General features: G+C 57.9%; 22 protein-coding genes. 3 read left to right on the forward strand and 19 right to left on the reverse strand.

Annotation, left to right across the window (positions count from 1 at the left end; genetic code table 11):
* Nucleotides 1-3: 3 nt before the first annotated feature.
* The 5 genes from mscS to tkt all read right to left on the reverse strand — a co-directional run bounded on the left by mscS (nucleotide 4) and on the right by tkt (nucleotide 6781).
* Nucleotides 4-858, reverse strand: a complete 855-nt coding sequence (mscS, locus tag ABFI50_RS05140) for a small-conductance mechanosensitive channel MscS (RefSeq protein WP_023331254.1) — start codon at nucleotides 856-858, stop codon at nucleotides 4-6.
* A gap of 186 nt (nucleotides 859-1044) precedes the next feature.
* Complete coding sequence (fbaA, locus tag ABFI50_RS05145; protein WP_014885155.1) at nucleotides 1045-2124, reverse strand: class II fructose-bisphosphate aldolase; 1080 nt, start codon at nucleotides 2122-2124, stop codon at nucleotides 1045-1047.
* 92 nt (nucleotides 2125-2216) lie between these two features.
* The gene (pgk, locus tag ABFI50_RS05150; RefSeq protein WP_014885156.1) at nucleotides 2217-3380 is read right to left on the reverse strand and encodes a phosphoglycerate kinase; all 1164 of its coding nucleotides are present in this window, start codon (nucleotides 3378-3380) and stop codon (nucleotides 2217-2219) included.
* A 49-nt stretch (nucleotides 3381-3429) separates the two neighbouring features.
* Complete coding sequence (epd, locus tag ABFI50_RS05155; protein ID WP_014885157.1) at nucleotides 3430-4449, reverse strand: erythrose-4-phosphate dehydrogenase; 1020 nt, start codon at nucleotides 4447-4449, stop codon at nucleotides 3430-3432.
* Nucleotides 4450-4789: 340 nt separating this feature from the next.
* The gene (gene tkt / locus ABFI50_RS05160; RefSeq protein WP_023331255.1) at nucleotides 4790-6781 is read right to left on the reverse strand and encodes a transketolase; all 1992 of its coding nucleotides are present in this window, start codon (nucleotides 6779-6781) and stop codon (nucleotides 4790-4792) included.
* A 272-nt stretch (nucleotides 6782-7053) separates the two neighbouring features.
* On the opposite strand from tkt, the gene ABFI50_RS05165 reads away from it, so the two are divergent.
* Entirely contained in the window at nucleotides 7054-7812 is a 759-nt protein-coding gene (locus tag ABFI50_RS05165) for a M48 family metallopeptidase (RefSeq protein WP_032635602.1), read from the forward strand.
* 210 nt (nucleotides 7813-8022) lie between these two features.
* Complete coding sequence (locus ABFI50_RS05170; protein ID WP_023337739.1) at nucleotides 8023-9291, forward strand: OprD family outer membrane porin; 1269 nt, start codon at nucleotides 8023-8025, stop codon at nucleotides 9289-9291.
* Between the two features lie 113 nt (nucleotides 9292-9404).
* Here ABFI50_RS05170 and ABFI50_RS05175 read toward each other — a convergent pair whose 3' ends face one another.
* From ABFI50_RS05175 to ABFI50_RS05240, 14 genes are all read right to left on the reverse strand, one after another.
* Nucleotides 9405-11045, reverse strand: a complete 1641-nt coding sequence (locus ABFI50_RS05175; RefSeq protein WP_032635597.1) for a thiamine pyrophosphate-binding protein — start codon at nucleotides 11043-11045, stop codon at nucleotides 9405-9407.
* A 13-nt stretch (nucleotides 11046-11058) separates the two neighbouring features.
* A complete protein-coding gene (locus ABFI50_RS05180) occupies nucleotides 11059-12528 on the reverse strand; it encodes an aldehyde dehydrogenase (RefSeq protein WP_248230870.1) in 1470 nt (489 codons plus the stop codon).
* A gap of 9 nt (nucleotides 12529-12537) precedes the next feature.
* Entirely contained in the window at nucleotides 12538-13308 is a 771-nt protein-coding gene (locus tag ABFI50_RS05185) for an aspartate dehydrogenase (RefSeq protein WP_023331260.1), read from the reverse strand.
* A gap of 9 nt (nucleotides 13309-13317) precedes the next feature.
* Nucleotides 13318-14112 (reverse strand): SDR family oxidoreductase, encoded by a 795-nt coding sequence (locus tag ABFI50_RS05190; protein ID WP_014885164.1) that lies wholly within the window; start codon nucleotides 14110-14112, stop codon nucleotides 13318-13320.
* Nucleotides 14096-14866 carry an alpha/beta hydrolase gene (locus tag ABFI50_RS05195; protein ID WP_180262284.1) on the reverse strand — a complete coding sequence of 257 codons (771 nt, stop codon included), beginning with the start codon at nucleotides 14864-14866 and terminating at the stop codon, nucleotides 14096-14098. Before ABFI50_RS05195 ends, ABFI50_RS05190 begins: the two co-directional genes overlap by 17 nt.
* Before the next feature lie 9 nt (nucleotides 14867-14875).
* The gene (locus ABFI50_RS05200) at nucleotides 14876-15406 is read right to left on the reverse strand and encodes a cupin domain-containing protein (protein WP_014885166.1); all 531 of its coding nucleotides are present in this window, start codon (nucleotides 15404-15406) and stop codon (nucleotides 14876-14878) included.
* 10 nt (nucleotides 15407-15416) lie between these two features.
* The gene (locus tag ABFI50_RS05205; RefSeq protein ID WP_023338769.1) at nucleotides 15417-16673 is read right to left on the reverse strand and encodes an MFS transporter; all 1257 of its coding nucleotides are present in this window, start codon (nucleotides 16671-16673) and stop codon (nucleotides 15417-15419) included.
* 25 nt (nucleotides 16674-16698) lie between these two features.
* Nucleotides 16699-17886, reverse strand: coding sequence for an FAD-dependent oxidoreductase (locus tag ABFI50_RS05210; RefSeq protein ID WP_347485533.1), 1188 nt, complete (start codon nucleotides 17884-17886; stop codon nucleotides 16699-16701).
* On the reverse strand, nucleotides 17883-18809 hold the full coding sequence (locus ABFI50_RS05215; protein ID WP_014885169.1) for a VOC family protein: 927 nt from the start codon (nucleotides 18807-18809) through the stop codon (nucleotides 17883-17885). Before ABFI50_RS05215 ends, ABFI50_RS05210 begins: the two co-directional genes overlap by 4 nt.
* Before the next feature lie 78 nt (nucleotides 18810-18887).
* On the reverse strand, nucleotides 18888-19676 hold the full coding sequence (locus tag ABFI50_RS05220) for an IclR family transcriptional regulator (protein WP_014885170.1): 789 nt from the start codon (nucleotides 19674-19676) through the stop codon (nucleotides 18888-18890).
* A 12-nt stretch (nucleotides 19677-19688) separates the two neighbouring features.
* Nucleotides 19689-20438: an SDR family oxidoreductase gene (locus tag ABFI50_RS05225; RefSeq protein WP_164955153.1), complete on the reverse strand. Its 750-nt coding sequence runs from the start codon at nucleotides 20436-20438 to the stop codon at nucleotides 19689-19691.
* Nucleotides 20438-21460, reverse strand: a complete 1023-nt coding sequence (locus ABFI50_RS05230; protein WP_014885172.1) for an aromatic ring-hydroxylating dioxygenase subunit alpha — start codon at nucleotides 21458-21460, stop codon at nucleotides 20438-20440. Before ABFI50_RS05230 ends, ABFI50_RS05225 begins: the two co-directional genes overlap by 1 nt.
* A gap of 10 nt (nucleotides 21461-21470) precedes the next feature.
* Nucleotides 21471-21779, reverse strand: a complete 309-nt coding sequence (locus tag ABFI50_RS05235; protein WP_014885173.1) for a recombinase-like helix-turn-helix domain-containing protein — start codon at nucleotides 21777-21779, stop codon at nucleotides 21471-21473.
* The gene (locus tag ABFI50_RS05240) at nucleotides 21776-22099 is read right to left on the reverse strand and encodes a non-heme iron oxygenase ferredoxin subunit (protein ID WP_014885174.1); all 324 of its coding nucleotides are present in this window, start codon (nucleotides 22097-22099) and stop codon (nucleotides 21776-21778) included. Before ABFI50_RS05240 ends, ABFI50_RS05235 begins: the two co-directional genes overlap by 4 nt.
* Before the next feature lie 415 nt (nucleotides 22100-22514).
* On the opposite strand from ABFI50_RS05240, the gene ABFI50_RS05245 reads away from it, so the two are divergent.
* On the forward strand, nucleotides 22515-23726 hold the full coding sequence (locus tag ABFI50_RS05245; protein ID WP_180262276.1) for an MFS transporter: 1212 nt from the start codon (nucleotides 22515-22517) through the stop codon (nucleotides 23724-23726).
* Nucleotides 23727-23729 lie beyond the last annotated feature (3 nt).

Consider the following 23729-nt stretch of genomic DNA (forward strand, 5'->3'; position numbering starts at 1 on the left):
ACGTTACTCTGCTTCTTTGACTTTTTTGACGTTTACGTCCATCTGCGGATACGGGAAGCTGATGCCGTTGGCGTCAAACTCACGCTTAATACGTTCCAGCACGTCCCAGTATACGTTTTGCAGATCGCTGCTTTTGCTCCAGATACGCACCACGAAGTTGATAGAGGACGCGCCCAGTTCGTTCAGGCGTATAGTCTGCTCTTTATCCTTCAGAATACGATCGTCGGAGGCAATGATGTTGCTAATCAGTGACTTCACCTGATCGATATCAGAGTCGTACGCTACGCTGATAATCAACTCATTACGACGTACCGGCTCACGGGAGAAGTTGGTGATGTTCCCGTCGATGACCTTCTTGTTCGGCACTATCACGATTTTACCGTCTATCGAACGCAGCGTGGTGGAGAAAATCTGCACATTCAGCACGGTACCCGCCGTGCCGCCAAGATCGACATATTCACCGGCGCGGAACGGACGGAAGGTGACCAGCAGAACGCCAGCCGCCAGGTTAGCGAGCGAGCCCTGAAGTGCCAGACCAACGGCCAGACCGGCGGCGCCCAGCACGGCAATGACGGAGGCGGTCTGAACACCAACACGGCCTAATGCCGCAATGAGGGTAAACGCGATAATGCCATAGCGCACCAGCGCTGACAGGAAATCAGCAACCGTGGCGTCAATGTGGCGAGTGAGCATGACGCGATTGATGGCTCGGGAAACGGTACGGGCAACAATCATCCCCACGACAATAATGGCAATTGCCGCCGCAATATTCACGGCGTAGCTGATGAGCAGCGCCTGATTGCGCACCAGCCAGGAGCCAGCGTTATTGATGCTATCTACAACACCGAGATCTTCCATTTATCTTTCCTTATGCTCTTATAAACAACAAAAACCATCCCATAGCGAGACAGGCAGGTCAGTAAAGGGTAAACAAAAAGTACGCGTATTGCCAAGCAGATCACAAAAACAGGTATTGCAGGATATTGAAAAAGCATAAAAAAAGGCCCGCTATTGCGGGCCTTTTAACGCTTTCAGCAGCTCAAATTACAGAACGTCTACCGCGTTCAGTTCTTTGAATGCCTGCTCCAGACGAGTAATCATTGAAGTCTGTGCAGCGCGCAGCCATACGCGTGGATCGTAGTATTTCTTGTTCGGCTGGTCTTCGCCTTTCGGGTTGCCCAGCTGACCCTGCAGGTAAGCTTCGTTAGCTTTGTAGTACTGCAGGATACCGTCCCAGGTAGCCCACTGGGTGTCGGTATCGATGTTCATTTTCACCACACCGTAGCTGACGGAGTCTTTGATTTCCTGAGCAGAAGAACCGGAACCGCCGTGGAAGACGAAATTCAGGCTGTTGTGAGGCAGGTTGTGTTTCTTAGAAACGTATTCCTGAGAATCACGCAGGATGGTTGGAGTCAGAACCACGTTACCTGGTTTGTAAACGCCGTGTACGTTACCGAAGGACGCTGCAATGGTGAAGCGTGGGCTGATTTTGCTCAGCTCGGTGTACGCGTAATCAACGTCTTCTGGCTGGGTGTAAAGGGCAGAAGCGTCCATGTGGCTGTTGTCCACGCCGTCTTCTTCACCACCGGTGCAACCCAGTTCGATTTCCAGAGTCATGCCCATTTTGGCCATGCGCGCCAGGTACTTAGAGCAGATTTCGATGTTTTCGTGCAGTGACTCTTCAGACAGGTCGATCATGTGAGAAGAGAACAGTGGTTTACCGGTGGCTGCGAAGTGTTTTTCACCCGCGTCCAGCAGACCGTCGATCCACGGCAGCAGTTTCTTCGCGCAGTGGTCGGTGTGCAGGATAACAGGAACACCGTAGTGCTCAGCCATCTGATGTACGTGGTGCGCACCAGAGATAGCGCCCAGGATAGCAGCACCCTGTGGAATGTCAGTTTTCACGCCTTTGCCCGCGATGAACGCAGCACCACCGTTAGAGAACTGAACGATAACCGGTGCTTTAACTTTGGCAGCGGTTTCCAGTACGGCGTTGATGGAGTCGGTACCTACGCAGTTAACTGCTGGCAGAGCGAAGTTGTTTTCTTTAGCTACCTGGAACACTTTCTGTACGTCATCACCAGTGATAACGCCAGGTTTTACGAAATCAAAAATTTTAGACATGTTGCTTAGTCCTGTATCTTCGGCCGTTAGAAAAGGTGCGAGCTCTGATAAGCGCGCTGAAAATTGGGCAGGTTTCCCTGCCCTTGAATGGCTTACTTCTTAGCGCGCTCTTCGAGCATTGCTACTGCTGGCAGTACTTTGCCTTCCACGAATTCGAGGAATGCACCGCCACCAGTGGAGATGTAGGAGATCTTGTCAGCGATACCGAACAGATCGATAGCTGCCAGGGTGTCACCACCGCCTGCGATAGAGAACGCTTCGCTGTCTGCAATAGCGTTAGCCACGATTTCAGTCCCTTTGCGGAAGTTCGGGAATTCGAACACGCCAACAGGACCGTTCCACAGGATAGTTTTTGCGTTTTTCAGGATATCAGCCAGTTTCTGTGCAGAAACGTCGCCCAGGTCCAGAATCTGCTCTTCATCTTTGATGTCGTTAACAGATTTCAGGGTCGCGGTTGCGGTTTCGGAGAACTCGGTCGCCACGCGAACGTCAGTTGGAACCGGGATGTCACAGGTGCCCAGCAGGCGTTTCGCTTCGTCAACCAGGTCCGCTTCGTACAGGGATTTACCCACGTTGTGGCCTTGAGCAGCAACGAAGGTGTTCGCGATACCACCGCCAACGATCAGCTGGTCAGCGATTTTTGACAGGGAATCCAGCACGGTCAGTTTGGTAGACACTTTAGAACCACCAACGATAGCGACCATTGGACGAGCAGGTTCTTTCAGCGCTTTGCCCAGTGCTTCCAGTTCGTCAGCCAGCAGAGGACCCGCACATGCTACGTCTGCAAATTTACCGATACCGTGGGTAGAGGCCTGAGCACGGTGCGCCGTACCAAATGCATCCATCACGAAGACGTCGCACAGTGCAGCGTATTTCTTAGACAGGGTTTCGTCGTCTTTCTTTTCGCCTTTGTTGAAGCGAACGTTTTCCAGAACAACCAGCTCACCAGCAGCCACTTCAACGCCGTCCAGGTAATCTTTTACCAGGCGAACCGGGTTGGACAGTTTGTCTTTCAGGTAATTAACCACTGGCAGCAGAGAGAACTCTTCGTTGTACTCGCCTTCGGTAGGACGACCCAGGTGGGAGGTGACCATCACTTTCGCGCCCTGCTTCAGAGCCAGTTCGATGGTTGGCAGGGATGCACGGATACGCGCGTCGCTGGTCACTTTACCCTCTTTAACCGGTACGTTCAGATCAGCACGGATGAAAACGCGTTTACCAGCCAGATCCAGATCGGTCATCTTAATTACAGACATGGTGAATCCTCTCGTTGATTCTTAAAGTTTTGCAGACGCACGATGCGTCTTACCTGAAACCTTGAGCGGCCATTGCTAACGTGGTGTCGAGCATCCGGTTAGCAAAGCCCCATTCGTTATCACACCAGACCAGCGTCTTGATAAGGTGTGCGCCACTGACCCTCGTTTGCGTGCCATCAACAATAGCGCTGTGCGGGTCGTGGTTAAAATCTACTGAGACCAACGGTAATTCCGTATAGTCAACTATACCATGAAATGCTCCCTGTGCCGCTTTTTGCAGCAACAGGTTGACTTCACAGGCTTTTACCGGTTTTTTCACCGTCACGCTCAGGTCGATTGCGGTGACGTTAATCGTCGGGACACGCACGGCAATCGCTTCAAAACGGTCATTAAACTGCGGGAAAATTCGGGTGATCCCTGCCGCCAGTTTCGTATCTACCGGGATGATTGACTGGCTCGCCGCGCGAGTGCGTCGTAAATCCGGATGGTAGGCATCAATAACCTGCTGGTCGTGCATGGCGGAGTGAATCGTGGTCACGGTGCCGGACTCAATGCCATACGCATCGTCTAACAGCTTGATGACCGGAATAATGCAGTTGGTGGTACAGGAGGCGTTGGAAACGATGAGGTGTTCAGCCTGCAGCTCATGCTGGTTGACGCCAAACACGACGGTCGCGTCGAGGTCGTTACTGCCGGGATGAGAAAACAGGACTTTTTTCGCACCGGCTGCCAGGTGAGCTTCGCCATGTTCGCGATTGCCGTAAACCCCGGTACAGTCGAGCACCACATCCACGCCCAGCTCACGCCACGGTAGCCCTGCGATACTGCTTTCATGCAGCACGCGGATGGCATCGTCACCGACAAACAGCTGCTCTCTTTCCTGGCGAACATCCCAGGCAAAGCGGCCGTGGCTGGTGTCATATTTCAACAAATGCGCCATGCCCGCAGCATCCGCCAGTTCGTTGATTGCCACCACGGTTATTTCCGCACGACGCCCGGATTCATATAAAGCACGAACCACGTTGCGCCCGATGCGACCGAAGCCATTAATCGCTACGCGTACGGTCATAGATCTCCTGCAAAGCTATCCCTGAGTTTGAGGTGGCTGAAAGAGTAATCCAGCTACGCCCGAAGGGGAATCTTTGCTATCACAAACTGCGATTGATTGGTCAATTGTCGAACATTTAATCGACTGAAACGCTTCAGCAAGAATAAGCGAATCGCGGAATAAAAGGAATGGCTGTCCAGATGAATAAGCGTGCTATATGACATGCGTCACATTTTCGGTGGAATAATACCGGCGAGGTAAAAGCAAAACGGTAACCCAAAGGTTACCGTTTTTAGTGTTTACTCCCTCTCCCTGTGGGAGAGGGCTGGGGTGAGGGCATCAGCCCGCACCGTACAAGCAATTACAGCAGTTCTTTCGCCTTAGCGACAACGTTATCAACGGTGAAGCCGAACTCTTCGAACAGCAATTCTGCTGGCGCAGACTCACCGAAGGTGGTCATACCGACGATAGCGCCATTCAGGCCCACGTATTTGAACCAGTAGTCAGCGATACCCGCTTCCACTGCCACACGCGCAGAAACCGCTTTAGGCAGAACAGATTCACGGTAAGCCGCATCCTGTTTGTCGAACGCATCGGTAGACGGCATGGAGACCACGCGCGCCTTCACGCCTTCGGCAGTCAGTTTTTCCCATGCTGCAACCGCCAGTTCAACTTCAGAACCGGTCGCGATGAAGATCAGCTCAGGCTGGCCTGCACAGTCTTTCAGCACGTAACCACCGCGAGCGATGTTCGCCAGCTGCTCTGGCGTACGCTCCTGCTGTGCCAGGTTCTGACGGGAGAGGATCAGCGCAGTTGGGCCGTCCTGACGCTCAACGCCGTATTTCCACGCTACCGCAGATTCAACCTGGTCACATGGACGCCAGGTGCTCATGTTCGGGGTCACGCGCAGGGAAGCCACCTGCTCTACCGGCTGGTGAGTTGGGCCATCTTCGCCTAGACCGATGGAGTCGTGGGTGTAGACCATCACCTGACGCTGTTTCATCAGCGCAGCCATACGCACGGCGTTACGCGCATACTCTACGAACATCAGGAAGGTAGAGGTGTACGGCAGGAAACCGCCGTGCAGGGAGATACCGTTGGCAATCGCGGTCATACCGAATTCACGTACACCGTAATGGATGTAGTTACCGGCAGTGTCTTCGTTAATTGGCTTAGAACCAGACCACAGAGTCAGGTTAGATGGCGCCAGGTCAGCGGAACCGCCGAGGAATTCAGGCAGCAATGGACCAAATGCTTCGATCGCATTCTGGGACGCTTTACGGCTGGCGATTTTAGATGGGTTCGCCTGCAGCTTAGCGATGAATTCGTTCGCTTTCGCGTCGAAGTCAGACGGCATATCGCCTTTCATACGACGGGTAAACTCAGCCGCTTCCTGAGGGAAGGCTTTCGCATAGGCGGCGAATTTCTCGTTCCAGGCAGCTTCTTTCGCCTGGCCCACTTCTTTTGCATCCCACTGAGCATAGATCTCAGATGGAATTTCGAATGCAGGGTGTTTCCAGCCCAATGCTTCACGGGTCAATGCGATTTCCGCGTCACCCAGCGGTGCGCCGTGGGAGTCATGCGTACCCGCTTTATTCGGAGAACCGAAGCCGATGATGGTTTTGCACATCAGCAGGGACGGTTTATCGGTGACCGCGCGCGCTTCTTCTACTGCACGTTTAATCGAGTCAGCATCGTGGCCATCAACACCACGCACAACGTGCCAGCCGTAGGCTTCGAAACGTGCTGCGGTGTCGTCAGTGAACCAGCCCTCAACGTGACCGTCGATGGAGATGCCGTTGTCATCATAGAACGCAACCAGTTTACCCAGCTTCAGGGTACCTGCCAGGGAGCACACTTCATGAGAAATGCCTTCCATCATGCAGCCGTCGCCCATGAACGCGTAGGTGAAGTGGTCAACAATGTCATGACCAGGACGGTTGAACTGCGCCGCCAGCGTCTTCTCAGCAATCGCCATACCCACTGCGTTAGCAATACCCTGACCCAGTGGGCCGGTGGTGGTTTCTACGCCAGCGGTGTAACCCACTTCCGGGTGACCTGGAGTTTTGGAGTGCAGTTGGCGGAAATTTTTCAGCTCTTCAATAGGCAGATCGTAGCCAGTGAGGTGCAGCAGGCTGTAGATCAGCATAGAGCCGTGGCCGTTAGACAGCACGAAACGGTCGCGGTCAGCCCATGCCGGGTTCTGCGGGTTGTGGTTAAGGAAATCACGCCACAGGACTTCGGCGATATCTGCCATACCCATAGGGGCACCCGGGTGGCCGGATTTGGCTTTCTGTACTGCATCCATGCTCAGCGCACGAATAGCATTAGCAAGCTCTTTACGTGAGGACATTTTAACTCCAGATCGGACTGTTAAAGGCCATGCCCTTGACGACAGCGCGTTTTGGGCTACGCCGGAAAAAAGTGCCAACAATGTAACCCAAGCCGCAGGGCATGTACATGGACCATTCTTTTGCAGCTTAAGAAATCTCTGGATCATGCTCGCATGTTGCGCAATCTGCTCGCCCGCGCCTGTAGATATTCCTTATACTTATCCCGGCCCCGGCTTCGTTGCGGGTGCACTTTTCGGATTTTATTGAGATTAACAAGTACGGAAGCAACTTCATGAAAATGCGTGCAATAGTGCTGGCCCTGGGTACAACGCTCATGCTGAGCGGCTGTCAGAATATGGATTCTAACGGTCTGATGACGTCAGGCGCAGAAGCCTTTCAGGCCTACTCCCTGAGCGATGCGCAGGTTAAAGCGCTGAGCGATCAGGCCTGTAAAGATATGGACGGAAAAGCCACGATTGCGCCGGCTAACAGTACCTACACACAGCGTCTGAATAAGATTGCTTCCGCGCTCGGCGATAACATCAACGGTCAGCCGGTGAACTATAAGGTTTACATGGCTAAAGACGTCAACGCCTTCGCGATGGCAAACGGCTGCATCCGCGTCTATAGCGGGCTGATGGATGTGATGACCGACAACGAAGTGGAAGCGGTTATCGGCCATGAAATGGGTCACGTTGCGCTCGGCCACGTGAAAAAAGGGATGCAGGTCGCCTTAGGCACCAACGCCATCCGTGCGGCGGCTGCCTCTGCGGGCGGTATCGTGGGCAGCCTGTCTCAGTCACAGCTCGGCGATGTCGGAGAAAAGTTGGTCAATTCCCAGTTCTCCCAGCGCCAGGAGTCCGAAGCGGATGACTATTCTTACGATCTGTTGCGCAAACGCGGGATTAATCCGTCAGGTTTAGCCACCAGCTTCGAAAAACTGGCGAAGCTGGAAGCGGGACGCCAGAGCTCCATGTTTGACGATCACCCGGCCTCAGAAGAACGTGCACAACATATTCGCGACCGTATGGCCGCAGATGGAATTAAATAATTCTGGAAGGAGGCAAATTTGCCTCCTTTTTATTTCGCATGAATTGCCAACTTAATCGCACGTATCGGTAACTCCCGCAAAACCCTCTCCATATCCGGCTCTTAGCGCTGAAACGTCTGGACACATAATTATTGCAATCATTAACCATTCGGGTAATTATCCGACCTGCAGTAATTCATTTTAATATATTAAGACAGAGACGTTCCCTCCGTGAAAAAAGAATTATCGTTAATTGCTTTAGGATTATTCGCCGCATTACCCGCCGCTGCAAGCCAGCAATCCGACAGTCAGGGTTTTATTGACGACAGCCATCTGGACCTGTTTTTACGCAATGCGTATATCAGTCGCGACTATCATCAGGGCCAGCAGGATAAAGCCGAATGGGGCCAGGGTATTATTGCCACCTTCACATCCGGTTATACCGAAGGGCTGGTGGGCTTTGGTGTAGACGGCATTGCACAGTATGGCGTTCGTCTGGACGGTGGCCGTGGAAAAAGCGGTGCGGGCGGTATCGACTTCTTTAAACAGGAAGACGATGGCCGGGCAAAATCCGATTTAGCGAAATTTGGCGCAACCGCCAAAATGCGTATCTCAAATACCGTGCTGAGCTACGGTAGTCAGCGTCCTGAGCTACCGATCGTGAATGCCGACAACTCCCGCCTGCTGTTTGAAAGCTACACCGGCACCCTGCTGACCTCAAAAGAGATCGACGGTCTGGAAGTCAACGCCGGTTACTTCACCGACGAGCAGCGCAAAAGTGATGACCGCCACGACAGCGGCCTGAAGAGCCTGACCTTCGGTGGCGCGAGCTACCAGTTTAACGAGCAGTTCAGCGGTGCGGTGTATGCCTCGCATAATGAAGAGGTAATGAACAAGCAGTACCTGGGCCTGAACTTCAAACAACCGTTCAGCACCGGGCAGCAGCTGGTACTCGACTTTAACGGCTATAACTCGCGTCTGGAGCAGGGTTACGCCGACAGCCTCGACACGGGCCGCAGCAACACCATCTGGAGCCTGGCAGCGAGCTATATCTGGGACATTCACACGTTCAAGGTGGCATACCAGCAGAGCAGCGGCAGCACCGGCTACAACTACGGTGGCTACCGCGACCAGGGCGGTGTGGGTGACGGCGGCAACACCATCTGGCTGGCTAACTCCTACTGGTCTGATTTCAACGGCGAAGACGAACGCTCATGGCAGGCATCGTACGGTCTGGACTTTGGCGGACTCGGCCTGCCGGGCCTGAGCTGGACCACCGCCTACGTACGTGGCGATAACATCAAAACCTCTGAAACCAGCAACGGCAAAGAGCATGAGTGGTTCAACCAGATCCAGTACCAGGTGCAGGATGGTCCGGCGAAAGATCTGAAGCTGAAGCTGCGCTATTCCGTGCTGCGTGTCTCCAGCAACGCCAGCGATTACAACGTGGGTGGGGATGAGATCCGTGCTTACGTGGAATACCCGTTTAACGTGTTCTGATGAAAAAAGCCGGGTGGCGGCTTCGCCTTACCCGGCCTACGGTTTTTTCGCTGTTATTGAGTGAGAAACCGTAGGCCCGGTAAGCGCAGCGCCACCGGGCGATATCCACGATATCAATACAGCGTCTTCTGCGGCGGCCCGGCAAACTTCAGGGCGCCAATCTGCCCCATCCGCACTTCCACTACCGACGGGCCCGGCATCGCCAGCGCTTCTGTCATAACGGCATCAAAATCATCGGCACGCTCAACACTCCATGCCTGCAGGCCAATCGCCTGCGCCAGCAGCGTGAAGTCCGGCGTATGCAGCTCGTTGTAATACTGACGCCCGCCGAAATACTTATCCTGAATACCACGCATTACGCCGTACCCCCCATCGTTCATGATCAGCAGCGTCACGTTGGCTTTCTCCTGGGCCAGCGTCGCCAGTTCGCCGAGGTTCAGACTCAGACCACCATCACCCACCAGCCCCACAACCTTGCGCTGCGGGTTAGCTATCGCGGTGCCAATGGCCATCGGCAGCCCCATACCAATGGCTCCGGCCAGCGAGTGAATGTTCATCAGCGGGCCGTTGGCGCGGAACAGGCGGCTGCCCCACAGGCTGCCGGACACGGTGATATCGCGCACCAGCAGGCCGTCCTGCGGAAGCGCTTTCTCGATGGCATCGTTAAGTCTCGCATAGGGGCCGCACTGATCGCGCAGGCCCTGCCCGGCTTGCTCAACCGCCTGTTGAACCAGCGCGTCCCACTGCGCGTTGCCCCACTCACGCCCCTGTACGTTGTCGGCCAGCGCGCTAAGCAACGCGGAACAATCGGCTATCAGCGTGTTATCCATCAGATAATTACGGCTCGCCGCCGCCGGGTCGATATCTACCTGTACCCGTGGAGACGGCAGCGCCAGCGTCCATGAGCGGGTTTCGTTGCTGCGCAGGCGTGAACCGGCGACCAGCGTAAAGTCACACTGCGCGATGAGCGCTTCAACGGATGGCGAGTTGTGAAACGCCCGCAGACTACCGCGATGGCTGTCCGGCAGCACGCCGCGCGCGTGGGTGCTGGAGATGACGGTGATGCCTGCATCCGCCAGCTTTTTCACCGCATCAGCGCTTCTCAGCGCTCCGCCGCCCAGCCACAGCAACGGCTGTTTTGCCTGCTTCAGCTGCCCCCAGAGTGCGTCAACTATCGCGGGGTCCACGGTGGCGACCGACGTCGGTTTCACCGGTGCGGTCACCAGCGAAAGCGGAATGTTGGCACTCTGAATATCAATCGGGATCTCAACAGAGACCGGCCCGCACGGCGGCGTCTGCGCGTCCTGAATCGCTTTGTGCAGGATAGCTATCGCCTGGTTGGCGTTGCTGATGCGGTACGCCCGTTTGGAGCTGGCCTTCAGGAAGGTCAGCTGGTCGCGGGTTTCATGGATAAATCCGGTATCGGCATCCAGCCAGGCTTTTTCGACCTGTCCGGTTAAATGCAGCAGCGGCGTGCAGGCGTTCATCGCTTCTACCAGCGCGCCTACCGCGTTACCCGCACCCGCACCGGTGCTGGTCAGCGCCACGCCGAGACCGGAAAAACGTCCGTGGGCGTCGGCCATGGTCACGGATCCCGCTTCGCCGCGCGCGGGCACGAAGCGAATGTTGCCGCGCTGCCCGACCGCATCCGCGATCGGCAGGTTGTGAATGGAGATGACGCCGTAGATGGCCTCAACCTGATACTGCTCCAGCGTTCTGGCGATGGCGTCGCCGACGGTTATCATTTCGCTCATTGCTCACCCTTTCTCAGTCGCACCAGTGGTTGACGCTGTTACCCGTCGCCAGATAAATGCTCTTTTGCTGCATCCAGGCTTTCAGCCCCTGAATGCCCTTTTCGCGGCCCAGACCGCTCTCTTTAAAGCCCCCGAACGGGGTTGAAATCGCAAAGACTTTGTAGGTGTTGATCCACACCGTGCCCGCCTCAAGCTGTTCGCTCAGGCGCAGCGCGCGCCCGGCATCGCGCGTCCAGATCCCCGCCGCCAGACCGTACACCGAGTCGTTGGCCTCGCGGATAAGCGTGGCCTCGTCGCGAAACGGCATCGCCACCAGTACCGGGCCGAAGATCTCCTCCTGACACGTGCGGGCGCTGTTGCTCAGCCCTTCGATGAGGGTGGGCAGGAAGAAACTGCCGTTTGCCAGCTCAGGATCGGCCGGGATCTCCCCGCCGCACAGCACGCGGCCCCCTTCGCGCTTCGCCAGCTCGACATAATCCTGCACGCTCTGGCGATGTTTAGGGTTAATCAGCGGCCCGACATGGGTGCCGTCGGTAAACGGATGTCCGACGCGCAGCCCGCGCGTGAGCTCAAGCAGCCGCGACATCAGCGGCGCGTAAATGCTCTCGTGGATAAACAGCCGTGAACCGGCAATGCACGCCTGCCCTGCCGAGCTAAAAATGCCGTAGCAGATGCCGCGCGCGGCCTGCTCGATGTCTGCGTCTTCCAGCACGATGGTCGGTGATTTTCCGCCCAGCTCCAGCGATGCCGGGATCAGCTTTTCCGCCGCCACGTGTGCAAGATGGCGGCCCGTAGTGGTGCCACCGGTAAAGGAGATTTTGCGCACCTTAGGGTGACGCGCCAGCGCATCGCCAATCACCGAGCCTTTACCGGGTAGCACGCTCAGCAGCCCGGCGGGCAGCCCGGCTTGTTCAAAAATACGCGCCAGCTCCAGCGCCATCAGCGGCGTGGCCTCGGCAGGTTTGAGGATCACCGCATTTCCGGCGGCAATCGCCGGGGCAACCTTTTGCATTTCGCTGGCAATCGGCGAGTTCCATGGCGTGATGGCAGCCACCACGCCGAGCGGTTCATAGCGGCTCAGGGTCAGCAGACCCGGCTGGCGTGGCGTCGGGAGTTCCCCTTCCAGCAGCTCGCAGGCAGAGGCAAAGTAGCGCGCCGTCCCTGCCGCACTCATCACCAGCCCACGCGCTTCCGCGAGCGGCTTGCCGTTATCGCGGCTCTGCATTTTCGCCAGTTCCTCGACGCGGGATTCAATCAGATCCGCGACCTTATGCAGGATCCTCGCGCGCATGTGCGGCATGCTGCTGCGCCACGCGGGATCGCGCCACGCCCGCTCGCCGGCCTCGATTGCGTCATTCAGATCGTCGAGACTTGCCGCATTCAGCGTCGCATTGATCGACCCGTCTGCCGGGAAATGGCTCTGCATCGGGTTGCCACCACCATGTCGCCAGTGGCCGCCGATAAAAATCTTCAGATCGTCCATCATCGCTCCTCAGCTCAGGGCCAGCTCGCGGCAGGCGCGTACCGCGCTCAGTGCTGCAAGAGTGGAGGTTTTAGGGTTAGACGCCAGCGGCAGCCCGCTCAGCTCAAGATGGAACTCGCCGAACACGCCTTCGACATGCAGCGTGTGGGTATTGCGCTTCGTTGCCGGGTCGACCATCAGCTGCACGCGCGTCTCGTCCATCCCGACGCCACCGAGCGCCACCGTCGCCGCCACGTTGGCGTTCGCCGGGAACAGGCGCGCCGCCTCGCGGGCGCTGCCTTCAAAGAAAACGCTCGCCTCAGACACCGCGTTAAGGTCGATAAGCTGCTCAGCATAACTGCCGCGCCAGCTGGCCGGGCTTTTGCGCGACTGATAGGTTACGCGTTCCAGCCCGCCCTCTTTCGCCGCCGCCAGCCCGTCAATACCGGCAACCGCGCCGGAGAGCAACGTCAGCTTGCCGCCAGCACTGAGCAAACGCTGCTCCAGCGCGCTGTCCGCCAGCGCGCCGGTGGAGATCACCGCCAGATGCCAGCCGCGACGCAGTATGTCCTCGCCGTACTGCGCCACCGCCTGCTGGCTGGCGCACTCCAGCACCAGATCGGGCGTGTCAGCGCACGCCACCGGCGTACCGAGCGCCATCACTGCATCACCAAACTGTGTGTGAATCGCCGCATGATGAGATTCACGCGCCACGATCCAGCCGATAGCCACGCCCGCGGGTAAACGCTCAATCACCGCCTGCGCCATGGCGCCAAAACCAATTAACATGATCTTTTTCATAATGTGTCCTTACAGGTGGCGGCAGAAGCCGCCGGAAACGTCCAGCGCGGCGCCGGTGGTGAATGACGCCAGCGGCGAGGCGAGGAACAGCAGCGCCTGCGCGGGCTCCTGCGGCTTGCCGAGACGCGCCATCGGGATGCCACGTTTACGCGCGATATCCGCCGTCCACTCCGGCCAGCTCTGACTTTTGTCCGTCCGGCTCTCAAAGCGGCGCTGCCACTGCCCGGACTCCACCATGCCGAGCAAAATGGAATTCACGCGGATACCTTTACCCACCAGCTCTTTTGAGAGCGTCAGCGTCATATTCAGCAGCGCAGCACGGGCGGCAGAAGTGGCGATCATGTGCTCCTCCGGCTGCAGCGCCAGCAGGGAGTTCACGCAGGTAATGGAGGCGATATCGGACCGCTCCAGCAGAGGCTGAAACGCCTGCACCGGGTTGATCACCCCGAACAATTTCAGTTCGGCTTCGTGCAGCCACGCTTCGCGCGGGGTATCGCTGAAATGCGCCACATAGCCCTGCCCGGCGTTGTTAATCAGCATATCCGCCGCGCCAAAGCGGGCCTGAACGGCATCCGCAAAGCCCTGGACTTCGGCAGCGTTTAGCACGTCGCAGCGGTAGGAGAAAATCTCGCCGTCCGGGTATTCGTTTTGCAGCGTCGCGTGGGCGCTGGCGAGCCGGTCCGGGTCTCGGCCGCAGAAAGCCACTTTTGTCCCCTCGCCCAGCAGCAGGCGCAGCGTTTCAAAGCCAATGCCAGAAGAACCGCCGGTGACTACCGCTACGCGCCCGTCAATTTGTGCATTCATCGCGCACCTCTTCGTTAATGCGTAAAAGCTGTTGGTTAAAAAACGCCGCGTTATCGAGATAGCTGGCGTGCCCGGCCAAGGGAATGGCGGTAAACGGCATGCCGTAGCGCAGTGCCAGCCCCTGCACCAGCTCGGGCTGCGTGATCGCATCCTGCTCGCCGCACCAGACCTCAAACGTGCCGGAGTAACGTTTAAGCCAGCCGTGAATATCGTCGTGTGCCAGCATCCACGCGGCGGCAAGGTAGCCCTCAGGACGCAGCTTGCGCATGCCCGACGCGACGGTGGCGATATCTTCCCCGCGGGCGCCGGGGCGCAACAGCTTCGCCGCGCGGGTCTGGGCAAGGATTTCACCGCCCAGCGCCATCTGCTGCTCGCGGCTGCGCCAGACCTGCTCGCGTTGCTCCGGTGCGGCCTGACCGTAGCCCTGCGCGGCATCTGCCAGCACCAGATGCCGCACCCGGTCGGGAAACTTCGCCGCAAAGGCGCTGGCGACCAGCGCCCCGAGAGAATGGCCGACCAGTACCGCCTGCCAGACGCCCGCGCGGTCAAGCATTGCCGCCAGTGCATCGGCGTAATCTCCCGCACTCGCCCGTTCTACGGTCAGCATCGGGCTTTCGCCATAACCAGGCATGTCCCACGCCAGCACGCGAAAACCCTTCAGCGCCATCTGCTTATGCCAGGAGGCAGCACCCGAGCTGATCCCATGCAGCAGCATCAGCGGAATGCCGCTTCCCTGTTCACGAAAACCCGTCATCATGCCCCCTTAGTTCCGCTTCACTTTTGAAAGCGGATGATCGGCGGGATAGGTTGGGATTTCCGGCTTGTTGGTCCCCAGCATGACGCACATCAGCGCCTCTTCTTCCCCGTGGTTAAACAGGCCGCGATAGATACCCGGCGGGACGGAGATCAGGTCACGCTCGCGCAGCACGGTTTCGGTGTAGTGTTCGCCGTCCTGGATCATCAGCGTGATTTGCCCTTTAAGCATGAAGAACACCTCTTCCACGTCGTCATGCAGGTGCAGCGGCCCTTCACACTTCGACGGCAGCACCATGGTGGAGAAGGTGAAATGGTCCGCCTGCACGGTGTTGGTGTCGTTCGCCACGCCCGTTGCGCCGGTGCCGATGTAGCGCATCTGCGCCCGGCGATATTTCGGGTCATAGTCGGCCTGGAACTTCAGCGCGTTCCAGTCGTACTTACGGCCTTCAAAGCGCGCGATGCGCGACTCGACCCACTCTTCCATCGTCAGGTGCTCAGGTTTGATGCCTGATTTATGGGTTACGGTTGAATCAGTCATGACACTCTCCTCAGTAACGTCTCAGCAGCGGCAGTAACAGGACGCAGCCCACCGCCGCCATCACCGCCAGAAAAATCAGCCCGGAATCCATGCTGTGGGTGAAGGCGATAAGCGCCCCCATCACCGCTGGCGACAGTGCGCCCGCGAAGTTTCCCAGCCCGTTGAAAATGCCGCCCGCCGTCGCGCTCACCCGTGGATGAGTGGCCTTCGCCAGCAGGGCAAAAATGTTGGGTGCGCCAGTGCCCCACATAAAGGTGCTGAAGCTCATCGCAGCGATGATGGTCAGCGGGGTGTCGAGGTGCATGACCGCCGCCAGCCCGACAGCCGCGCCCGCCATGGAGATAAAGCAGGCTGCCGCACGCTTATCGACCCGGTCAGAGAGCCACGCGCCAATCACTTCGCCCGCCAGCATGGCGATGAACGGCATCGACGACAGCCAGCCCGCATGCTCCAGGTGAATGCCTTTGCCTTTGATCAGGTAGCCCGGCAGCCAGCCATTGATGCCCCACAGGTAGGTCAGGAAGGCGATGTTAAAGATGCAGATGATCCAGAAGTGCGGGCTGACGAACAGCTCGCGCCGCGCGGCACGCCGCTCATCCTGAGACGCCTGCGTGGTGCCAGGTTTCGCCTCCAGGCGGATACCACGCAGACCGACGCGCACGAAAATCAATACCGGCACGGTAAGCATCGCCATCACGAAGAAGGTGCTCTGCCAGCCGAAGGTGTTCAGCAGCCAGAGGGAGAGCGGAAAACCAATCGCCGCGCCCACCGGCGTGCCAAGTAGCCACAGCATGGTGGCGCGCGCCTGCAGATGCTGCGGGAAGTTGTGACGCACAATGGCGAAGGCCAGCGGGAACAGGGGCCCCTCCGCCACCCCCAGCAGAATGCGCAGCACGATCATCAGCGTATAGTTGTGGGTAAAGCCCATCGCCACCATCAGCACGCACCAGATCGCCATCATCCCGGTCAGCAGGCGCAGCGGCGCGATTTTATCCCCCAGCCCGCTGAGAAAGACTGACGAAAAACCGTAGCTCAGCAGAAAGGCGCTCATCAGAATGCCGAGGCGCGTGGTGTCGAAATCGATCCCCATCGCCTGCTGGAAATGGCTGTCAGAAAACAGCGCCGCAATACTGATTTTGTCGAAAAACGCCAGCAGCACGCAGGCCAGCAGCGACAGCGGGATAGCCCAGCGCACTGCTTTTTCAGGCGTGCGGGTTCCCTCACCGCCTGCCTCAACGGGCGCGGTGTTGGTCTCTAATGTGGTCATCTCTCCCCCTACGGGTACGGGTTAGCTATCGCAATGACATCAGTGAAAAAGTCGGGTCGGCGAGCGGTACGTCCGATAAATCCCGCCCTGCCGCCATCCAGCGTTTCGCCAGCTTGACGGTGCGCGCATCGTTAAACGCCACCAGCTGCATCAGTCGCCCGTTTTCATCCAGCGAGAAAAAGAGCGAATCTTCACGCGCTATCGTGTTGCTGCCCGGCTGCGGAATGCCGAGGATCTGAATATTGTGCTGGTATTGATCCGACCACAGCCACGGCGCGTCGTCGTAGCCTGGCGCATCGGGGTTGAGCATCGCTTTCGCCGTCGCCACCGCCTGATTCTGGGCAAATGCCCACGACTGAATGCACAAGCCGTAGTGGTGATGCTGAGCCACATCGCCAGCCGCAAAGATGAACGGATCCGAGGTACGCCCCTGAGCGTCCACCACGATCCCGCGCCCGGTATGAAGCCCCGCATCGTGCGCCAGTTCCAGATTGAGATCGACGCCGATCCCGACCACCACCGCATCAAAGGTTTCGCGCTGGCCATCACAGTGAATAACCGGCAGGCCATTGTCGTCCTCCAGCTCCAGCGCGCCGCAGCCGGTACGGATGTCGACGCCCTGTTCGCGATGGATGGCCGCTAAGCGTTGCGACACTTCTCCGCTCACCGACCGCATGCACAGTGCGGGCTGCTGCTCGAACAGCGTGACCGCCACGCCGTTTTTGCGCGCGGAGGCGGCAATCTCAAGGCCGATCCAGCCGCCGCCCACAATCGCCAGGGTTTTACTCTGCGCCAGACGCCCCTTCAGACGCTGCGCATCCTGCCAGTGGCGCAGGGTATAGACCTGCGGATGCGCCTCCCACGCCTCGCCCGGCAGACGCGCCCGCCCTCCGGTGGCAATCAAAAGAATGTTGTAACTAAGATGCGTACCGTTGCTTAAACGCACCGTTTTTGTCTGACGGTCGATCTGCTCCGCACGCAGTGGGCGGTACCAGGTCAGATCCAGCGCCTGCTGTGCCTCTTCGGAAAACAGCCGCGGGAGCGCCGCGTCAGGCTCCAGCAGAGACGCCTTCGACAGCGGCGGACGTTCGTAGAAATCCCACGCTTCTTCCGCCACCACGCAAATCTCGCCCTCGAAGCCCTCGTCGCGGAGGGTTTTTGCCGCCCAGCCGCCCGCCTGACCGCCGCCGATAATGACAATGCGCGACGTCATACCGCCTCCGGCTTTTTCTGCTGACGGCGCGTGTCGTGGTCGATGCCGCCTTCCACCGCCCATTCGGTGAAGGAGACCAGCGAATGCTCCAGCTCGCGCGGCTGCCAGTTTTCGGTCAGGTAATCGTCGTTGGTGTAATACTCAAACGCACCGCCGGTCGGGCTGTTGACGTACCAGAAATAGGCCGACGACACCGGATGACGGCCCGGCCCAATAAACGTGCTCCAGGCATTTTTATTCATCGCGATACCGCCGCCGATCACCTCGTGGATGTCGCGCACCGTAAACGCAACGTGGTTTAGCCCGCGCTTGCGGTTCGGTAATTGCAGCAGGAACAGGTTGTGATGGCCGCCGCGCACGCCGCAGCGCAGGAATACGGCGCGGTTGATGTAGCGGTCAGAGACCTGGAAGCCGAGCACTTCGCGATAGAATGTCTCCACCGCGGCCAGCTCCTCAACGAAAAACACCACGTGCCCGACGTTAATCGGCTGGGCGCGATCGTAGACCGGGCTGGGGGTGTCGATTCGGCGAGCGTCTCCCCACTGGTTAATCGGCTCAACGTTCAGCTCCACGTCGGTCTGCTGGCTGACCTGCACGCGCAGCGTCATGCCGTTCGGATCGCGGCACTCCAGGGCGTCGCCCACTTCACGAAAGCCAGGCTGCCCGGCAAGCTTCGGGCGCAGCGCATCGAGGTCTGCCGGGGTGGCCACCGCCCAGGTCATGCGGCGCAGGGTGTTGCCCGCTTCAAAGGCTGGCGGCAGGTCGGGGCTGTCAATCGGATTAAGCTCCACGCGCGCGCCGCTCAGGGTGGTAAAACGCTGGCCGCTGGCATCGCCCGTCAGGCCAAAATCACGCATAAATTTGGCGCAGTGCGTCAGGTCTTCCACGCCAAATTCCAGCTTTTCAATTCCGGTTACACTCATCGTTCGTTGCCTCATCTGGCCCAAATTGGGCGTAAAACATGCCCGACGCACTGAAGCGCCTGACGTTAACTCACTGATTTAACTGGCCTGTGACAGGTACCCTAAGAAGCCAGAAATTTTATCTGCCGCGAGGCGAACCTCGTTCTGGAGCCGCTCGCGGTCGGTCTGCGGGATCTCCTCCGACGGCACCAGAATGCTGACCACCGCCGCCACGCGCTGGCTTCGGTCATACACCGGATAGACGATGGAAGAGATGCCGTGGCGGAAGAAAGACTCGCCAATCACATATCCGCGGGCTTTGTCCTGCTGCACCATCTGCCACAGGGCTTCGCGGTCGTGAAGCTGCCCCGGCGTGTTGCCCGGCAGCCGCTCGTGCGGGAACAGCTGTTCAAAATCGGCGCGGGAAATATCGGTCAATAACATGCGCCCAAGCGAGGTACAGTGCACCGGCAGACGGGTGCCAATGCTGACCTGATTGATACGCGACCCGGCGGCGCTGACGCGGGCAATGTAAATAATGTCGCGTCCGTCGCGGATCGCCAGATGGCTGCTGCACTGGCTGACATCGCGAAGCTGCTCGATCACCGGCTGGCCTACCTGCGCCACATCCAGCGAGGCGATGTACTCAAAGCCCAGACGCAGCACGTTCATGCCCAGCGAGAAGGTATTGGTGCGCGCATTGCGCTCCAGAAAACCCATATACTCCAGCGTCTGCACCACGCGGTAGGCAGTGGCCTTCGGCATATCCACCAGCCGATGTAGCTCGGCAAAGGTCAGCTCGCGATGCTGCTCGCCGAAGGCCAACAGCAGCTGCAAACCGCGTTCAAGCCCCGGCACCAGATACTTCACTTCCTGATCGTTTGCCATAATCGCCATACCTTAGTTAAAGACAAAACCGCCGTTGACCGGGATCAGCTGCCCGGTGATAAACCGCGACAGATCGCTTAAGAGCCAGACCACGCTTCCGGTGACATCCTCCGGCTGCTGCGCGCCCGTTAACGCGCGGCCATTTTCGTAGAGCTGATGGCGTTCGGCGGGCACATATTCGGTGGCCTCGACGCGGGTCAGCCCCGGCGCGATAGCGTTGATTCGAATGCGTTTATCGCCCAGCTCGCGCGCCATTGAGCGGGTCATCGCAATCACCGCCCCCTTACTGGCCACGTAGGCCATCAGGCGCGGCGCGCCCCACAGCGCGGTATCGGACGCCACGTTCACAATCCCCGCCCCTTCGCGCAGCAGCGGCACGGCGGCACGCGTCACCAGCCAGGTGCCCTTGACGTTCACGCTCATCACCCGATCCCAGAGATCCGGATCGTAATCCAGCATGTTTTTACCGCCCACGCCGGTCGCCATTGCAGCGTTGTTCACCAGGCCGTCAATCTGCCCCAGCTTGCCAATGGCGCTGAATACCTGCTCGATGGACTGCGGATCGGCCAGATCGATAACGTGCGATTCGGTTGCATACCCTTGCTCGCTCAGACGGTGGGCGCTTTCGGCCAGCTCGCCTTTGAGGATGTCGCACATCACCACGCAGGCACCTTGCGCAGCGCAGGCGCTGGCAAAGTGGTAACCCAGCCCGCGCGCGGCGCCGGTCACGACGATGCGCTTCCCGCTCAGCAGTCCGTTCATCAGGCGGCTCCCTGCTGCGCTTCGCGCATCGCCAGCTGTTCTTTCGCGGCCTTTTGCATCATGCGGCGCAGGCGCGAGAGCCCGACGTCGTGCTGGTAGAGGTATTCATGGTCACGGGCATTTGGCGCCAGGCTTTCCAGCACCACGCGGTCCTGCTCCAGCACTTCCCAGTGCAGTTTTTCCAGACGATTGCGGTACATAAAGCGCCACATATCGCGCTGCCAGCCCTGCACGCGGCGGATGCGCCAGAAGAAGACGCGGCAGTTGTCGTTATCTTCCGGCACCACCATGCCGACGATAAAGAAGTGGCCGCCCGGTCCGAAACGCTTCTTATACGGAATGGAGAGACGCATCCAGCAGGTGCCGCTGTTGCCCAATTCCACCCAGTCGAAATTGACGCCGCTCTGCCCCTTTTTCTCGAAGATGAAGCCGGTTTTGGTCGGCTGAAGCACCATGTCGGCCTTGCGATCCCCTTCTGCCATCGAATGTGACGACGAATGCAGATAGGTGCCGTGCATCGGGTCCATGACGTTTTCCAGCGCGTACTGGTAATTGCATTTCCACGCGGCGGTGCAGAGGAAGTTGCTGAAACTGTCCGTGTCGGCGAGCTCATCCGGGAAAGTCAGCTCGTCAGGCTGCTGGTCAGCAGTGACGCCGAACCACAGGAAAATGGCGCCGTGCGCCTCCTGCACGTTATAGCTGCGCACGCACTGCTGGCCGACCAGCGGGCATTTGTCCACGGCGGGCACATCTTTCACTTCGCCATTGCCCGCCACTTCCACGCCGTGGTACCAGCAGGCAATACGGTCCCCAAGGTTCCAGCCCATCGACAGGCGTGCGCCGCGGTGCGGACAGCGGTCTTCCAGCGCCTGCACCTGGCCGTCTTTATTGCGCCAGACCACAATCTGCTCGCCCAGGCGGGTAATCCCCACCGGCGCGGACTGCACTTCCCAGCTCGCCAGTACCGGATACCAGAGGCCGCGCAGACCTTTATCCAGATAGTTTTGTACGGTAGTCGTCATCGCGTTGTCCTCAGTAGCCGTTAACCTGTAAGAATGCCTGGAAGCTGGCGTCGCTCCAGGGCTCGCCCTGCTGGTCGTGCATGCGCACCGCGTTCAGCCCGTTCACCAGCTCCGGCAAGGTTTCAACGCCCTGCTCGAAGAGATCTTCCAGCGTCGCGATCAGGTTCATCTCCCAGTTTTCCGGCTCGCGGCTGCGGGTTTGCCAGATCAGGTTCTGGTAATCGCCTGGCTTATGAATGGCACCGTTACCGCCTTCTGCAGGCGGAGTAAACTGGCGGCTTTCCGGCAGCGCCGGGTTGTAGTTCAGGGTGTCGCTCATGCCACGCTCTCCTCGACGAAGGTAATCTGGATTTGGTTTTCAAAGACCCGAACCGGGTAGCGGTTAAGGTTGCGACCACCGGGGCCATGCAGGCACTGGCCGGTTTTGACGTCGAACACCGCCTCGTGTAGCGGGCATTCCACCTTGCCATCTTCGACGAAGCCCTGGCTCAGCAGGGCATATGCGTGCGGGCATACGTCTTCCAGCGCGTAATATTCACCGTCAATCAAATAAACGCCGATCTCTTTACCGTCGACGTTGCCGCTAAAAGGGAAATCTTCCTGTACTTGTTCTGCGTCACATACGCCTATCCAGCTCATCACGATCCTCCAGGCTTTTGTTTCATATATGAAACTCTGTTTCTTATTTAATACGGTCAATATAAAAGCGATGAATGTTTCGTCAAGCACGAATGTGACGAATTTGTTAACCAGGAGGTAATTAATTAACTAAGTGTGCAAAGGATCACGAAAAAATGCAGCGATATGAAATTTTCATTATTGCCGCGTGAAAGAATACGATTTTTCGATAGTCTAAAATTTCAAAAAACAGATATTGACTTCTTTTCTTTTTGCTCATTAAAAATAAAAAGGTGGCACGTCATCGTGTTTCACCTGTGAAACTTATTTTTACTTTATTCTTAATAAACAATGAGTTTCACAGGTGAACCATTTTACACCCGTGACAATCACTCTGATAAAAAATATTCATACGCGCAGACATAAGGCAGGCATCATGACGGCAAGATGGCAAGGTACAATTGCTCTGTTATTACTCATCATTATTTCCTACATCGACCGTGTGAATATCTCGGTAATGATTTTACACCCTGAATTTGCCGCACATTTTCAGTTAAATGAAAACAGAATGTTACAAGGAATGCTCATGACCTGCTTTCTGCTGGGTTATGGTTTTTCGGCTTTATTATTAACACCAGTTATTGAAAGCAAACTTCATTATCGGCAGGGATTATTAAGCAGCATTGCGATTTGGGCCGCGGTCTGTGCGATTTCGCCCTTGCTCGGCTCGCTGATGGGGATGCTCATTGCGCGCGTGATTCTGGGGATTGCGGAGGGGCCGCTCTTTTCATTAAAAACGCGCTTTATCAGCGAGCGCTTTAACGCAGAAGAGATCGGCAAACCCAACGCGGTGACCGCGCTGGGCGTCTCGCTCGGGCTGGCGGCAGGCTTTCCACTGATCACCTGGCTGATGGCGCATCTGGGCTGGGCGGGATCGTTCTACGCGTTGGCCGTCATGAATCTTGTGCTGGGTGGCGGGTTAATCTGGCGCTTTCTGCCTGCGCCCCAGAGCCGGGGGAAGATGAAAAAGCCGGGATGGGTGCAGACCTTCACCCTTGCCTGGCAAACGCCGCTGCTGGGCTGGATCCTGTTGGTTGAAATCGCCACGCTGAGCTATCTCTGGGGGAGCAGCGCCTGGCTGCCCGCATGGCTGCGCGATGAACATCACTTCTCACTGCATGCTACGAGCCTGCTTGCAGCCATTCCCTTCCTGCTGAGCCTGGGGTCGAAATTTTTGGGCGGCGTGCTGCTCGACAAAATGCGCCCGGAACAGGCACCGGTGCTGTTTGTGGTGGGAGGCGCGTTAACGGCGCTGTCCGTGGTCGCGCTGATGCTCAGCCATCAGCCTGTCTGGCTGGGGATGTTTATGTTGTCCGCCAATGCTTTCTGGGGACTTCAGGGAGCTGCGATCCCTGCGGTGATCCAACATCATGCCGCGCGGGAAGCGGTGGGTAGCGCGTATGGGATCATTAATGGCATAGGGAATATCTGTGCGGCGTTTATTCCGCTGCTGATGGGGGTGGTGATGAAATCGGTCGGGTCGGTCAGCTCTGGCTTTTCGGTCCTGGTCGTGTCGCAGGCGATCACCCTGCTGGCCGGAGGAATGTTGCTGCTGCGCATGCGTCGCGCAGCAGCAATCAGCGCCTAAGGC

Origin of the sequence: Enterobacter sp. HNDS-6 (genome assembly GCF_039850505.1) — a bacterium.
Taxonomy (GTDB): Bacteria; Pseudomonadota; Gammaproteobacteria; order Enterobacterales; family Enterobacteriaceae; genus Enterobacter; species Enterobacter kobei.